The organism is Pelotalea chapellei (assembly GCF_018531195.1).
GTDB classification, from domain to species: Bacteria; Desulfobacterota; Desulfuromonadia; order Geobacterales; family Pseudopelobacteraceae; genus Pelotalea; species Pelotalea chapellei.
On the sequence record NZ_JAHDYS010000007.1, the window covers coordinates 20,576 to 36,435 of the forward strand.

General features: G+C 54.0%; 10 protein-coding genes. 7 read left to right on the plus strand and 3 right to left on the minus strand.

What is annotated here, in order from left to right:
• Nucleotides 1-3: 3 nt before the first annotated feature.
• Genes KJB30_RS08645 through pelG form a run of 7 tightly spaced genes read left to right on the plus strand, consistent with a single transcriptional unit; the run spans nucleotide 4 to nucleotide 10,332 of the window.
• Complete coding sequence (locus KJB30_RS08645) at nucleotides 4-2,811, plus strand: tetratricopeptide repeat protein (protein ID WP_214298079.1); 2,808 nt, start codon at nucleotides 4-6, stop codon at nucleotides 2,809-2,811.
• A gap of 15 nt (nucleotides 2,812-2,826) precedes the next feature.
• Nucleotides 2,827-4,572: a fibronectin type III domain-containing protein gene (locus KJB30_RS08650; protein ID WP_214298081.1), complete on the plus strand. Its 1,746-nt coding sequence runs from the start codon at nucleotides 2,827-2,829 to the stop codon at nucleotides 4,570-4,572.
• Between the two features lie 51 nt (nucleotides 4,573-4,623).
• The gene (locus KJB30_RS08655) at nucleotides 4,624-5,142 is read left to right on the plus strand and encodes a penicillin-binding protein activator LpoB (RefSeq protein WP_214298083.1); all 519 of its coding nucleotides are present in this window, start codon (nucleotides 4,624-4,626) and stop codon (nucleotides 5,140-5,142) included.
• A gap of 3 nt (nucleotides 5,143-5,145) precedes the next feature.
• Nucleotides 5,146-6,462, plus strand: a complete 1,317-nt coding sequence (locus KJB30_RS08660) for a PelD GGDEF domain-containing protein (RefSeq protein WP_214298085.1) — start codon at nucleotides 5,146-5,148, stop codon at nucleotides 6,460-6,462.
• Nucleotides 6,459-7,454 (plus strand): hypothetical protein, encoded by a 996-nt coding sequence (locus tag KJB30_RS08665; RefSeq protein ID WP_214298087.1) that lies wholly within the window; start codon nucleotides 6,459-6,461, stop codon nucleotides 7,452-7,454. Before KJB30_RS08660 ends, KJB30_RS08665 begins: the two co-directional genes overlap by 4 nt.
• Nucleotides 7,451-8,962 (plus strand): GT4 family glycosyltransferase PelF, encoded by a 1,512-nt coding sequence (pelF, locus tag KJB30_RS08670; protein ID WP_214298089.1) that lies wholly within the window; start codon nucleotides 7,451-7,453, stop codon nucleotides 8,960-8,962. Before KJB30_RS08665 ends, pelF begins: the two co-directional genes overlap by 4 nt.
• Nucleotides 8,962-10,332 (plus strand): exopolysaccharide Pel transporter PelG, encoded by a 1,371-nt coding sequence (gene pelG / locus KJB30_RS08675; protein ID WP_214298091.1) that lies wholly within the window; start codon nucleotides 8,962-8,964, stop codon nucleotides 10,330-10,332. The genes pelF and pelG overlap by 1 nt, the downstream gene beginning before the upstream one ends.
• A 117-nt stretch (nucleotides 10,333-10,449) precedes the next feature.
• Here pelG and KJB30_RS08680 read toward each other — a convergent pair whose 3' ends face one another.
• The 3 genes from KJB30_RS08680 to KJB30_RS08690 all read right to left on the minus strand — a co-directional run bounded on the left by KJB30_RS08680 (nucleotide 10,450) and on the right by KJB30_RS08690 (nucleotide 15,765).
• Nucleotides 10,450-11,202: a LysM peptidoglycan-binding domain-containing protein gene (locus KJB30_RS08680; protein WP_214298093.1), complete on the minus strand. Its 753-nt coding sequence runs from the start codon at nucleotides 11,200-11,202 to the stop codon at nucleotides 10,450-10,452.
• A gap of 1 nt (nucleotide 11,203) precedes the next feature.
• Nucleotides 11,204-14,377 carry a tetratricopeptide repeat protein gene (locus KJB30_RS08685; RefSeq protein ID WP_367618956.1) on the minus strand — a complete coding sequence of 1,058 codons (3,174 nt, stop codon included), beginning with the start codon at nucleotides 14,375-14,377 and terminating at the stop codon, nucleotides 11,204-11,206.
• 167 nt (nucleotides 14,378-14,544) lie between these two features.
• Nucleotides 14,545-15,765 carry an ammonium transporter gene (locus tag KJB30_RS08690; RefSeq protein ID WP_214298095.1) on the minus strand — a complete coding sequence of 407 codons (1,221 nt, stop codon included), beginning with the start codon at nucleotides 15,763-15,765 and terminating at the stop codon, nucleotides 14,545-14,547.
• Between the last annotated feature and the right edge of the window lie 95 nt (nucleotides 15,766-15,860).

A 15,860-nucleotide genomic window follows, 5' to 3' on the forward strand; every position in this document is an offset into this window, starting at 1 on the left:
CGCATGCTGATCATAATTCCCCTGCTGTTGCTGGGCGTCCAGCAGATCACCGTCCCTGCCTGTTTCGGGAAAGAGCCCCAATCTACCACTGCAGGAATGGCCCCTTTTGATGCTGAACTGTTCACTCTCGGCTATGAAGTTTTTCTGGCCAACGGCAATCCGAAGGAAGCCTTTCGGCTTGCGGAAAGAGCGGTGGCGAACCTGCCGAACGATCCTGACTGGCTCCGCAGGGCTGCACAAAGCGGAGAATGGTCCGGCAACAGTGTGCAGGCGCTCGATCACTGGTTCCACCTTGCAACAACCACCGGACAGCCCGAGGCCGAAGACAATGCACTGCGCCTGGTCCGGAGCCTGGGGGATAACCGCCGTCTGAAGCAGCTTCTGGAGAAACGGGGAGTGGACTCTAATCCGGAACTACGGGAATATGTGGCGGCGTGTGAGGCACTGGGAAGTATTGAAGATGCCATTTCTGCCCTGGAACGCCAGCGGCAGGGGGCAGGCCGCAGGTATGCTCTGGAGCAGCTTGCCCGCCTGTATGAAGCAACCGGCCAACCCGACAAAGCTATCGAAGCTCATTTGGAAGGAATCTCCAGCTATGGCGCAACTGCCCCGGCCATCCTGAAAGCAGCCTCACTTGCTTATGGTACTCGTGATGTGCTTTCAGCTTACACCATCCTTACTCTTGGCAAACGTCTTCCTGCCGCTGAGCGGGAGTACTGGCAAAACTTGGGGGACCTGGCCTGGACGCTCCAGGACATACGCACAGCCGAACTGGCAGGACGGCACCTGCTGGAAACCGGCGCAGGCCGGAAAGAAGATTACCAGCGACTGATCCTGATTACCCGCGACAAGGACACCCAGGAAGCATACCGCCTGGCAATGGCAGGCTGGAAGCGGTTCGGCATTCCGGATTATTTGAATGCTATGCTCGAGCTTGGTATCGCCATGAAAAAATACGATCCTCTGGTTACCTTTCTGCACGATGCAGAAAAAGCAGGAACCTTGAAGCCCCAGGAGATGGACGCATACTACTGGAATCTGGTTTCCCAGGTGTACCGGGGAACCAATGATGCCAGGACCAGTCTACACAGTTTTCAGGAAGCGCTGAAGCGTGCCCCGGCAGATGGTGAACTCGCAGCAGGCTACATCTGGCTGCTGCTGGATCTCGATCGACGCGAAGAACTGCACCGGACGCTGCTGGAGTGGAAGGGGCGCGAGAGGCGCATGCCGGTTCTCAACGATGCTTTCGGAGCAGCCCACGCCTATCTGGGGCAGTATCGGGAGGCTCTTGGTTTCTTTCAGGCGGGGTACGGGCGAAAAAAGAACGATCCCGGCTGGCTGGCAGCCTATGCCGACATTCTGGAACAGTCGGGGCGGTCGGAATCGGCCTTTACCGAGCGTCTGCACGCCTTGCAGGCGGCACGGCAACGCATGCAGGCGGGTGATGCAACTATGACCACTGACACGCGAACCTTGCAGATGGATTACATACGGGTTGTAATGCACGTTACACCGGGAGACCCGCTGAACAGCCTCATGCAGGGGGTGGTTCGCAATCGTCAGGATGAGATAAGCCGTGAGCTGGTGGCAGCCTGGGCACTTTCAGAACAGCGCAGTGATCTGGCCCGGCTCTGGTTCTGGCGTGAATATGCCCGCCTCACCCGGCGTCCGCGATGGCTTGAACTGGCCCTGGCCCTGGAGGACAATGACCGGGAGCGCATCGCCCGGCTGCTGGAAGCTGACCTGGAGCGCCTTCCCTACCGGGATGCGGTGGAGGGAGCGGTCCGAACCGGTCAAATACCGCTGGCAGAGACCCATGTTTTCGAACGTTTTCAGGTGAATGACCAAGACCATCTGCTCGACCAGCAGCTCAGACAACTTTACGGTTCCCGTCGGGGAGGCTTCGGATACCACCTCTCCCTGATGGAGCTGAGCGGCGTCGGATTTCTTGCGCAACAGATTTCGCTGACCTCTGCCCTGACTCCTCGAATTTCCCTTGGGGCGGAGCTTGGTAATACCGATATCCGGCATCAGAAAACAGGGGCGTTGGGGGCCTACCCCGCCAGCGAACAGACAGCCCGACTGGGGCTCATCTATCGTCATGACAAGGGAAGCAGCGAGCTTTTCGGCGGCATTCGCGACGGCCTTTCCCGGCATGCCATGGCCGGTATCCAGGGGGACTGGAAAGTCGATCACCGCCTCACCCTTGAAATGGCACTGCTGGCTGGGGCCGATGCGCCTGAAAGTGTAGGACTCAGGATTGGTGGCATGAAAGATGAAATCCGTCTGGGGTTGCAGCAGGGACTTACCCCGCGCGACATCCTCGGTCTGCGTATATCCGCCAGGAATCTCCGCGACCAGGATTATAACAGCCTGGGAGATGGTGTTTCCGTTGAAGGGGATCTGAACCACCGCTTGCTGGCAGAATGGCCGGACACCACACTGAGACTGTATGGAGGCTATCATTATTACGGCCGCAACGGCACCCCAACCGGCAAGGCCCGCAGTCTCATGCCGGCAAACGCTGACGGTTCCTGGTTCGTTCCATCATCTTTCAGCCAGGCTGGGGCAGGAATCGCAGTCGGCCAGGAGGGGCGCAGTGCCTACATTCGCAACTGGAGGCCGTTCGGCATCCTTGATACCGGTTGGAACAGCACCACAGGCATTGGTTTCCATTACGAGCTGGGTCTGGTCGGGCCGGTATTCGGCCTGGACAAACTGGAAGGTTCCTTCTCCCAGGAGAACGGCACCTTTGGCACAAGCGACATCACCAGCCGCTTCGATGTCCGCTACAGGTATTACTTCGAATAGCGAATAGGATCTATCATGGGATTTAAAGATATTCCGGCAAAAACCGCTCTGGCTTGTACGCTCCTGTTGGCGCTCTCCGGCTGCAGCAAGGAAACCCTGAATGGAAGCGGGGGTACACAATCGGGCGGTGGCACTCCCCCACCCGCATTTACGGGGCCTGATCCAAACGCAGGTTTTCTCAGTTCTAAGAAACTACGCGAAAGAGCCGCCAATGCTGATTCATATGCCATTACCTACGGCGCCTTAACTCCCTCGATAATCGCCACCCTCAAAACCTACCCGCTGGTGATCGTACACCCTTACAACGGTGACATTACCCGCGACCAGATCATGCAGATCAAACAGGGAGTAAAGGCAGACGATCCGAGCGATAACGTTGTGGTGCTGTGCTATATCTCCATCGGCGAAGACTCACGCACCTTTAAGCTCAGCGATGCTCAGATGCGGTCGGATGCCAGGTTCACCGGAGACGGCAGCGGCCCGGTCATCGATCCCCGCGGGCCAGGGCCGAGCGGCAGGCCGCTGACAGGTCTCGATCCCCGGGGGACTCCAACTAACGGAGGTTTTGCGTCATATTATGTCAACGACAATGCCGTGCGCTGTAACGGTGCACCGAACAAGAGTCCCGACCAGAATGGCAACTTCCTGACGCGCTTCGTCAATGCCGGCGATCCACTCTGGTATGCGACGGTCAAGGACATGCTCATGGATATCAGCAGCCACACTCCGCCGGGGCTGAGGGAATTGTTTACCGAGACCTATGGCCGTGGTCTTGGCTGTGACGGCGTTTTCCTGGATACGGTCGATACGGCAGCGCCGAACAAATATACAACCTGCAGCGACAGCAACCATTCCAGCTCGGAATGGACCGCAAAAGGTTTTTCCGACTTCATCGGCCGGATGCGCAGTGATTATCCCGACAAGGTCATTTTGCAAAACCGCGGCCTGTTCTTTTTTGATCCTCGTGAACCGCATTACCAGGTCTCTGCCCGTGGCAAGATCGATATCGGCTTCTTCGAAAGCTATCATTTGGACAATGATTCACTTAGCACCATCTCCCCCTATTTCCCGGACAACAAGTACAACTCGGCCCCCAAGCTGATGGCTGAAGCCAACCGCCCGGACGGCTTCAAGGTACTTTCCCTCGGCTATGCCGACGGTTTCAATGGCCCTAAACCGGGCATGGATCTCCTGACGCTGCTGAACAACAGCGGCAATGGACTGCAGATATTCAAGGATGACATCCAGGAAGCCCATTCGGTCGGCTTCAGGCATTACATCACCAACGCCCAGGTCGACTTTGTTAATTCTTTTGTGAAGAACAATGCCGACATGACTGACACTTCTCCACCGGTATGGTCCAGCGTGTACAATGCGAACTATGATCCACCCGAGGCAATGGCCCCCAGAGTCGGCATCCAACAGGCTGCCTCGAATAACGCGGGCAGTGTCGCGGTTTCATGGGATGTGGCCCTGGACATGAACAGAGTCAACTATGTCCTGTACTACGCCCCCTTTGATTTTTCTGCGGATCCAGATTTCGCAAACGCCACCAGAGTCGTGCTGTCTCCAGCCGTTGGTGCAGGCTACTCCGATATCTGGAGCCAAGCCAATCCAAACACCGCCCTGCAGTCATTCTACCCCTACCAGTCAACAATAAGCGGTCTGACCCAGGGTGTTACTTATTACTTCATAATCAGGGCTGTGGACAGCAAGGGCAATGAAGACAGCAACAGAGTCGTTTTGACAGCACAACCATAAGAGTCACAGACCTTAATTCACCGCACTCAGCGTCTAAAACATGGAGGAGTTATGAAAAAGATTATGATCCTGGCGATTGCCCTGCTCATGGCCGGTTGCGTCACCCTGAACCAGGGGGGGCGTTCGGTATCGTTCCAGGAAAGCTGGGCGCTGCTGCCGTTCATCAACAACACCGAGACCCCCTATGCAGGGGAGCGGGCCGAGGCGGTAACCGCCGCGCTGCTGTATGCCCGCGGGGTGCAGCAGCTTAAGCGCGGCACGGCAGAGCCTGCAAAACCTGAAGAAATCAGCCTTGACCGGGGTGAACAGCGCCAGCGTGCCGCCATGGAACTGGCCAAACAGAAAAAAGTGAAGTACGTGCTGATGGGGACGGTAAACGAATGGCGTTATAAGGTCGGGCTGGATGGCGAACCAGTGGTGGGTTTCACCCTGCAAGTAGTGGAGTTGCCGGAAGGGCGGGTGATCTGGAGCGGGGCAGCGGGCAAAAGCGGCTGGAGCCGTGATGCAGTCAGCTCTGTTGCCCAACAGGTGCTTGAGCGCCTGCTTTCCGAGTTTACAGAGAAGAAATAAACCATGGCCAGCGTACGTCTAACGAAAGTTGTTGCCGGTAAATTGGAGTGTTGGCTTGAAACAGTCATAATCACTGCTCTCTTCCTGATCGGCGGCTACTATTTCAACTCTGATGATCCGTTTTTCATCCAGGCCCAATTCCCCTGGATCTGGTTCGGCCCACTGCTGATAGCACTTCGCTACGGCATTGGGCCCGGCATCACTTCTGTCGTTATCATCAGTATTGCATGGCTTGTTCTCCAACACCAAGGGGTCCTGAAAGAAGATTTTCCAACCGAATTCATTCTGGGAGGGACACTGCTTACTTTGATCAGTGGTCAGTTCAGCACCATCTGGCATCAGCGCCTGAGACGTTCGGACCAGTTGAGCAGTCATGCCGCCGAACGCATTGAACAGCTCTCACGCGCCTATTTCATGGTGCGTCTTTCCCATGATCGCCTGGAACAGAACCTGATCAGTCGCCCTGTCACCCTGCGTGATGCCATGCTGGACCTCCGCAATCTGCTGGCACAGCACGCCGGACAACTTGACAGGGAAACCACTGGGGCGCTGATGTCGATTCTCATTCATTACTGCAGCCTGGAGAGTGCGGCACTTTATCCGGCTGACAGTAAGGGACGCCTGCAGGAAGAGCCGATAACCACGTGCGGCAAGGGCGCCCCGCTTGCTGCCAATGACCTGCTGCTTTTGTCCGCGATGGAATCGGGGCACACCGCTTACCAGGCGGTCAACCGCCTGCAGGAAACCGAATCCAGCGCATACCTTGTTGCTGCCCCCTTGCGCACCAGCAAAGGCGCGTTATTGGGTATGCTGTTGATCACGGAAATGCCTTTTCTCGCCCTGCAGCGCGAGACTTTGCAGATTCTTGGCGTGCTGCTGGCGTATGCGGCCGACCATGCCGACTCCGCTTTGGAGGCACGCCCCATACTGGCCTACTTACCGGATTGTCCGACTGTTTTTGCTGCCGAAATGGTGAAAATGGTCCGGTTGAGGCGCGATCTAGACATCAGCAGTGCCCTGGTGACTGTCTGCATTAAGCCTGATACACGTCTTGATGAGATTTGCACTGCACTGGAGCGCCAGCAAAGGGGGCTGGACCATTCCTGGCGTCGCAATGTCGGCTGGGGTGTGCAATTCACGACACTGATGCCTTTTGCCGGGCCGGCCTCCATCGAGGGGTACCAGGCACGGCTGAATGAACTGCTGCGGAAACAGTTCGGCAAGACGATCGGTGAGGAGGGATTGACAGTCCGTTCAACAATGATTGCAGCTGACGAACCCCTGTATCAGCTAATCGACCTGCTTGTGGAAAAAGCATGAATAACTGGTTACCTTTCCTGATTTGGATATTCAGCCAGGTAATGGCAGTGCTGGCATTGTTCGGCAGCCAACCGGCCTGGAACAGGTTGCTGCTTTTCGTGACCGGACATGCGATTGCTTCCGCCTGCCTCTCTCTGTTGCTTACCACAGCACTCCCCCGGCGAGTCAATGATCGGCGCTGGAGCCTGGCATTATTTTTCAGCTTCTCTTTTTTCATACCGATTCTCGGAAGTCTGGGAATGCTCGCAGCATTGGTTTACTTCCGTTTTTTCCAACGTTTCGAGGGACGTACGGAATTTTCCAGTGTCCCCATGTCCCCTTTCATGAGTGAGTCCGGCACCCCCGCCACTGGTATGGGGGAGGGAGGGGCCTGGTCGCGGCTAAGAGCGACCCAACTTCCGCGTCAGGTGCGTCTCAAGGCGATCATGGCAGCAAGTTCCGGCGGTGGTCCCAATACTACTCGCCTTCTGCAACTGGCCACGAGCGACAGCGATGATGAAATTCGGCTGTTGGCCTTCAATCTTTCCGATCGTCTGGAAAAGCTGATCAGCTCCGCTATTTCCGAATCGCTGAAAGCATTGCGCGCAACGGCAACTGAGGCTGACCGTGCACCACTCTGTCGCAAGCTGGCCTTTTCCTACTGGGAAATGATTTTTAATGATCTGGCGACAGAGGAACTGGCTGCTTTCTTTGCCCGGCAGTCACTTTTCTATGCCCGGCAGTCATTTGAAATCACCCCCATTGATGCTCCCCTGCTGGTCTTAATGGGACGACTGCATCTGTGGCAGGGAGATGTTCCTTCAGCCGAAATAGCGATTACCAACGCCTTGGAACAAGGTGCGCCCCGTGATCGGGTTGTTCCCTATCTTGCTGAAATTGCTTACCGCAAACGTGATTATCTGTCTCTGAAACGATATTTCGAGACAGATCCCCTGCTGCGGCATAAGCCTGAAATTGGCCAGGTTGCCAAGTTCTGGATGGATATACAATGAACGCATTCCCAAAAGCCGATCACGTCGACATCATGCTACTCCTGGAAGGCACTTTCCCCTACGTCAGCGGTGGTGTATCCACGTGGGTGCACCAGATCATCAGCGGATTCCCTCAATATACCTTCGGAGCGGTTTTCATCGGCAGCAGACGCGGCGATTATGCAGAGATCAAATATGAGCTGCCTTCAAACCTTATTCACCTGGAAACCTGCTATCTGTACGACTTTGCCGATGCGCCGCTGATTGAGGAGCTGGCCGGAAGCCGCACACCATTTGACACTATCCGGCACATGCATGCCATGTTTCACAAGCGGGATTTGACAGAACTTGAAAACTCTCTCAAAGTTCCTGATTTCTTCCTTGATCCTGTCTCCGGAGTCGACTTTCAGAACTTCCTTCACTCCCACCGGTCATGGGAGCTGATTTCTCAGCTTTATCAGCAACGCTGTAAAGACCCATCCTTTGTTGATTACTTCTGGACTGTTCGCAACATGCACGCTCCGATCTGGCTGCTGGCGAAGACTGCCAACACACTTATCCCCGCACGCCTCTACCATACCGTATCTACCGGGTATGCCGGATTTCTTGGCACATTGCTGCATCACAGCAGCGGCCGCCCTCTACTGCTGAGCGAACATGGTATTTATACTAAAGAACGCAGGATTGACATTTTCAATAGCGACTGGATCCAGGACAACCGTAACGCCTTGCAAAGAGATCCCACAGAGGTCAGCTATTACCGGGACCTGTGGATCCGTTTCTTTGAAACGCTGGGACGCTTTTGCTATGGCGCATCCAGCACCATTGTCTCACTGTATGAAGGAGCCCGAAATCGGCAGTTGGATGATGGTGCACTACCGGAACGCACTACTATAATCCCCAATGGAATAGACATTGACCGCTATGCACCTCTGCGCGAAGTCGTCCATGAAACCCCTCCCCTCGTTCTGACTCTGTTGGGCAGGGTCGTACCCATCAAGGACATCAAGACTTTCATCAGGGGATTACGCCTGATTGCCAACCAACTGCCGTTTGTTCAGGGTTGGATTATCGGCCCTGAAGATGAAGATCCGGAGTATGCGGCGGAATGCAAGGCCCTTGTGGAAAGCCTCGATATTGCGGACCAGGTTCGCTTCATGGGGTTTAAAGACCCGCTGGACATCTTCCCCGGCACTGGCCTGGTGGTGCTAAGTTCGGTCAGTGAGGGATTGCCGCTGGTTGTTCTGGAAGCTTTTGCCGCAGGCATACCTGTTGTAGCCACTGATGTGGGCGCCTGCCGGCAGTTGATCCTGGGCTCTGGCGCTGAAGACGAGGCAATCGGGTCTGCTGGCGGAATTGTGGGCATCAATAACCCCCTGGCTCTGGCGGCTGAGTCACTGAGACTGCTCCAGGATCCGCAGCAATGGAAACAGGCCAGACAGGCGGGAATCGACCGCGTGGAACGTTTCTACAAGCACCGGCAAATGTTTGACAAATACCATGAACTGTACCATATGGGGCTGGTCTGATGGCGGGAATAGGGTTCGAACTTCGCAAGCTGCTCAAACGGGATTCATACTTTTCCCTACTCCAGACCTATGCCTACGCCGGCATCATCAGCTCGGGACCCTGGATACTTTCAATCATAGCTGTGCTGATCATTGGTATCATTTCCGTGCCGGTCGTCATTCCTGCGGTGCTGGTTTCCCAATTCCAGACTTGTATCACCTACCTGATCGCACTCTCCCTGATCTTTACCGGTTTGATGCAACTCTCCTTTACCCGCTATTGCGCCGACCGGATCTTTGAAAAGGAGCACTTCAGACTGTTGCCCAACCTGAACGGCCTTTTGCTGATCGTCACCACCCTTGGCGGCATCATTGCCTTTCCTCTGAGCCTGGTTCTTTTTCCCGATAATTCAATTATTTTCCGGTTGGTGTTTGCAACCACATTTGTTGTGCTCTCCTGCGTCTGGGTAGCGGCCATTCTTCTTTCCGGCCTGAAGGCCTACAAAGCGATATTGATAAATTTTGCGGCCGGCTACGGGATCGCTTTGATCCTGTCTATTTTTCTGCGTTTCTGGAAATTGGAAGGATTGATGCTCGCCTTCCTTACCGGGCAGTTCGTGCTGCTCAAAGGGATGCTTTTTGTTATTTTCCGCAATTACCCCTCACGCAATTTCATAGAATTTGATTTCATCCGTCCCCGACGCATGCACGTGTCCCTGATTTTGACCGGGTTGTTCTATAATTTAGGGATCTGGATTGATAAATTTGTCTTCTGGTTCCATCCGTTTACCGGCTCAAATGTGATTGGTCCTTTAAGAGCTTCCGAAATTTATGACCTGCCCATTTTTTTGGCATACCTTTCCATTCTCCCCGGAATGGCCGTTTTTCTGGTACGCATGGAGACTGATTTCGTTGAATACTACGATCGATACTATGATGCAGTGCGCGAAGGTGGATCTCTCAGCTACATTCAGGAGATGAAGGATGAAATGGTGCGCATGGCGCGCGAGGGGATCTACGACATCATCAAGATCCAGGCAATTGCCACTATTGTAGTTTTTCTAGCCGGCCGCACATTGCTTGAGATGGCGGGAATCTCAGTCGTGTACCTTCCTCTGATGTATATTGATGTGGTTGGGGCAGGTTTGCAGGTCGTCTTTTTGGGAATAATCAATATTTACTTCTATCTCGACAGACGTGGCAGGGCATTGACTCTTACGGGGGTTTTCGCAGCGCTCAATTGTGGGTTTTCTATATTTTCCATCCTCCTTGGCCCCTACTTCTATGGCTACGGCTTTGCCGGCTCGCTCTGCATCAGCATTCTGTGCGGCATGCTACTGCTCGATCGGGACCTGGTTTCCCTGGAATACAAGACTTTCATGCTGCAGTAAGCGTGAGGAACTGGGACTGGGAACCAACTGGGAATAGTAAAATTTATTCAAAAGCTTACGAAAAAGCCCCTCCGGCCATATGACCGGAGGGGCTTTTTCGTGGTTTAGAATCCCACCTTATTGGTTAGATTGTTTCAAGTAACAGTCCGCCTTATAGAGACTGGCATCTGCCGCCAGGGGAGATGCCGGATCCGCTGCCAGGAAGCGATCGAAAAGATCAAGAGCAGTGCGACAATCATCCTGCCGATACGCTTTCATGGCACGCTCAAATAAATTTTGTGCTTGTGCCGAGCGGTTATCAGCAGCAGGAGCAGAAGACTGCTGCGGTGCAGGTGCAGCAACAGGCGAAGTGGCCTTGGTAGCAGGAACAAAAATTTCCTTTGCCGACTCACGCTTGATTGGTTTCTTGACGCTGGTTCTCTCTGTTTGTTTCAGATCGTCCGGGGAAAGTTCGGCCTTTGGTTCTGCCGATCCTTTAACTGAGCCTTTAGGAAGATGTGCAGATAGAGGCTTCTTTCGTGGTCCCACAGCATGTTTGGGAGCAGTGCGCTTTTTTGTTTGCTCTTCCGGTTTCCGTGTCACCGGAACCTTGAGAGTATCACCGGCATAAATCAGATCAGGATTGCTGATATCATTGAAAAGCAGAATCTGTGGGAAATATGTCCCGTGCCCGCTGAATTTTCGCGAGAGTCCGGACAGTGTATCCCCCTTCTTCACAGGAACCTCTCGCACCAGAACACCATCCTTGGGCTGGCTCTTCTCTTCATCGGAAACCGGAGCAGGTGAATAAAGATAGTATTGCTGCCCAAAAACCGGAACTGCCATAAGAAGCAAGGCTGCCAAGGTAATTCCCGGTGCGCGTCGAGTCATGTCAGTACCTGTTCCCCAGTTGATCTTCATACTTCAGAACATTGGTTACCTTGATGTTGGTGCCTACACTCGTGCCGAATTTTATTCTGAACGAGACTTTTATGCTTCGCTTTTCACCGGCACCGAGCTCTTTGAATTTCCAGACGATATTGCCACCACTTACCGAGCTGTTGGCCGGATCGGATGCGACCAACTCCAACTGCTCCGGCCAGGCGCTCTGCAGCTCCACAACCTTGGCCAGATTGGACCCACGATTGGTAATAGTCAGGTCAAATGAGGCAACTTCGCCCGGTTTAAGACGACCGTTTTGTCCGGCCATAGACATCTGCAGGACCGGGCGTGAGAACATCAGGTGGGTCGATGCCACACCGGCCCGAATTGGTTCACCTTCGGGTGCGAGAGTTATTTGAATAGTTCCTTCGGAACCATCAGCGGCCGTACGCGTTGTTGTAATCTCCAGCCCAAAACTGGCCTCTTCCTTTGGTTCGAGGGGACCCAGTTCAGTAATGACCGGCTCATTGGCCTGCCTGATACTGTCACGGTTAAGATCGTGGAAAATCGTTATGCCCTGTACACCGGTTACGGTGGGAGCCAGTCTGAATTTTTCACGGACGTTACCGGTATTAGTCACCACGAAAGGAACCGTAAAGGTCTGCCCGGGAATAATGCTGAGACGCTCGGAACCGGCCTTGACTGCTACGCCATGCACTGCTTTGACATTGGCTATGTTCGAAACAAACGCGGCACTGGTACCGAGTTGTTTATTGACCAGATCGGCCCGACAAAGTAGTTCCTGACCAGCAAGCGAATCCTCCTTGAGCTGGAAGGAAAGCAGGTATTCCTTGCTTTCGCCCGATTTGATCTGGAGACCGTCCAGCACGAGTGCACCCTTGGATTCAAGCCTGAATCCTGCAGCGGCAAAATCGACAGGCTCAAGCTGTGGAGGGAAACTGAGCCGGAAGGTTATGTCCTGGCCGGAGGTTGATCCGACATTAAGCACAGCCACGCGATAGGTAATTTTTTCACTCGGCAGCGGTTGTGGCTTGTCAACTTTAAGCACAGCCCTCAACAGAGGCGCCGCAGCAATTAGGCCGAGCTCACGTGACTGACTGGCCTCGCTCGCTAAACGGGAAGAAGCTTTGACCGGATGAGTTATTCGCAGCCCATCGATACTGGCAGAAGGAATTGTCAGACTTACTACGCCTTTGAAGGCTTCACCCGGAGCGAGTGAAGGAGTCTGGGTAATTGCCTGGTCAGGCGCCGCTGCTGATGCGAAAACAGTATTGAACCCGACCGGAAAGCCGGATTCCAAGGAGAAGGAATCGTTACCATTGCCACGATTGATAACTTCGAACGGAACGCTGATGCGACGGCCGACTTCATAGGAGGGCAAGCGCTCCAGCAGGTTGAATTCAAATCCGGCAAACTGGGCTACTTCCAGCCTGAGTACCTGGGCGTTTTCCGGCAGCTCGGTCGGTGCAGGCTCGGTTGCTGCAACTTTTGGCGGCAGGGCCACGGCAACCCCCAGCTCTTTGAGCTTAGCAGTTGCTGATGCGGCAGCAGTGGAACCGGGATACTTTTCAAGAACTGATTGATACTGTGCAATGGCCTTTTCCCGCAGTGCCGCTTTTGCGATACGAGCCTTCTCATCCGACTCGCGCTGACGCGCCACGCGCTCTTCCTCGGCCTTGACCGCTGCCTGGCGCTGCTCCTCCTGACGAACGGCGGCCTGGCGGGCCAACTCGGCATCCGCTGCGGCTCTTTCGGCTGCCAAGCGTTCCTGTTCCTGTCGAGCGGCAGACAGACGCGCAGACTCTGCAGCGGCAGCAGCCTGCTGCTCTTTTGCAACTTTTTCAGCAGCTGTCCGTTCCTGTTCAGCTTTCAAAAGGGCCAGGCGCTGTTCTTCTGCCCGTTCCCGGGCAAGCCGCTGCTCTTCGGCCTGGACTCGGGCAAGCCGTTCCTGCTCCAGTTTCTGGGCTGCCTGTCGAGCAGTTTCTTCAGCAGCGATACGTACCTGTTCGGCTTTTACTGCAGCCTGACGATCCTCTTCAGCTTTAAGCGCCGCGATCCTGACCTGTTCAGCCTGCTCTGCAGCTTTGCGATCCTCTTCAGTCTTTATTGAAGCGAGACGATTCTTTTCTGAAACAGCAATGCGCTCTTCTTCAGCTTTTTTGGCAGCAGCTTGCTCCTGCTCTATTTTTGCGGCAGCCTGACGATCCTGTTCTGCTTTTAGCGCTGCGATCCTGGCCTGTTCAGCCTGCTCTGCAGCTTTGCGCTCTTCCTCAACCTTTATTGAAGCAAGGCGATTCTTTTCTGAAACAGCAATGCGCTCTTCTTCAGCTTTTCTGGAAGCGGCCCGCTCCTGCTCTATTTTTGCGGCAGCCTGACGATCCTGTTCTGCTTTCAATGTCGCCAAACGCGCTTTTTCATTTTCAACAGCTATTCGCGCCTCTTCAGCTTTCGCAGCAGCATTCCGCTCTTCCTCGGACTTCAGAGCTGCCAGCCTTTGCTGTTCAGCTTTCTGGGAAGCCTGTCGATCTTCTTCCGCCTTCAGCGCTGCCAGTCGAGCCTGCTCAGCAGCCGAAGCAGCCGCGGCTCGGGCCTCTTCCGCCTTTACAGCCACAATGCGCTCTTCTTCAGCCTTGGCGGCAGTGATTCGCTCCTGCTCGGCCAATTTGCGTGCCAGCTGTTCCTTATCCGCCTGTTCTTTGGCAAGGCGGTCCTTTTCAATTTTGGCCTTCAGAGCTGCCGTCTGAACCGGCTTCCCGGCAGCCGAGGCACCACTGGACAGTTTCTCACCCTTTTCATAACGACTGGTCAGGGCGAGAAGTTCTTCTTCAACAGTACCTCTAAGCGGATTATCGGGATATTCTTTGGAGAATTGGGACATGAAGCGGGCAGCATCCTGCTGATTACCGCTTTTGAAATAGGCGCGGGAAAGCCAGAAAAGTGCCATGTCCCGCAGAGGAGTGTCGGGGTACTTTTGCAGTACCTCGTTCATCTTGGCTATTGCACCGGCATAATCTTTTTGTTGATATGCGTTGAATCCGGATATGAAAACCTGAGAGTCTTCGGTTTCCTGACAGAAACCGGGTGGGACCACAAGTGATGAAATTAGTGCCAGCGCGACGAAGAGCCGGGAAAAGGTGTTGCGGCATAATTTCAATGAAATCACAGTAATGGACCTCTTATGGCCGGCACGGGAAAAAGGCGCACGGAGAGCGAATATATATCAGGTAAAATGGGGATTAAATAGCACCTCTCCGTGGTATTGTCAACGAAAGAAACAGGTTCAAAGTGCGGTAGGTACGGCACTTTCAGGGATTTTACTCCATCTGGATATTAGCGGACGTGGTCTTCTGGGTATGCTCCGATTTTATGAATGCTCAGGTCAGCACCATGATACTCATCCTCTTCCTCAAGGCGTATGCCAAAGATTTTTGATAGTAATCCATAGACGACAACGCTGCTGATCACGGCAAAAGCAACAGCGGCGACTGTGCCGGCCAACTGGGAAATGAAACTGACGCCCCCCATGCCTCCCAAAGCCTTCTGCCCAAAGATACCGGCCGCAATGCCTCCCCAGGAACCAATCACTCCATGCAACGGCCATACACCCAGAACGTCGTCGATTTTAAGTACTTCCTGCTCATAATGAAAGCCATACACAAAGATGATTGAAGCAATTACGCCAACAGCAAAGGATGCGAGAGGATGCATGATGTCACTGCCTGCGCACACTGCAATCAGCCCGGCAAGGGCACCATTGTGGATAAACCCGGGGTCGTTTTTGCCTGCTACTAATGCAGCCAGGATGCCCCCCACCATGGCCATCAATGAGTTGACCGCTACCAGACCGGAAATTTTTTCGAGGTTTCCCGCGCTCATCACATTGAATCCGAACCAGCCTATGGCAAGAATCCAGGAACCAAGAGCCAGAAAAGGGATGTTGCTGACCGGAATAGGATGAGATTTTCCGCGGATGTAGCGTCCCATACGCGGGCCAAGAATAATTACAGCAGGAAGGGCGATCCATCCGCCAATGGAATGAACTACTACGGAACCGGCGTAATCATGAAATTCTGCACCGCCGATTTTCTTAAAAATGCCCTGGAGCAGGGAGGCGTTCTGACCCCAGATAAGTGATTCGAATAGAGGGTAGGATAAACCGGCAAAGATTGCACCTGCTGTCACCTGGGGCCAAAACTTGGCACGCTCGGCGATACCGCCGGAAATGATGGCAGGTATGCAAGCGGCAAAACAGAGCAGGAAGAAAAAGTGCACGAGATCATAGCCCTGTGTTTTGCCGAGCAATTCTTCGGCAGGTTTGAAAAAGGAAATACCGTAGGATATGGGAAAACCAACGAGGAAATAAACGAACGTAGAAACCGCCCAGTCAGTGAGGATCTTGACAAAGGCATTAACCTGATTTTTCTTCCGTACAGTTCCGACTTCCAAAAATGCAAATCCGGCGTGCATGGCAAACACCATGACAGCACCCAGCATCAGAAAAAGAACATCCGCACTACCCTTTAGCCCTGTCACCGTTGACATGGTCTCCATGTACTACCCCCGCCATTTTTAATTTACCAACTACGGCCCCCGCCAGCAGCAAGAAGGCTGCCAAGAACGACATTGGCCTAACACTCTAAAAAAAC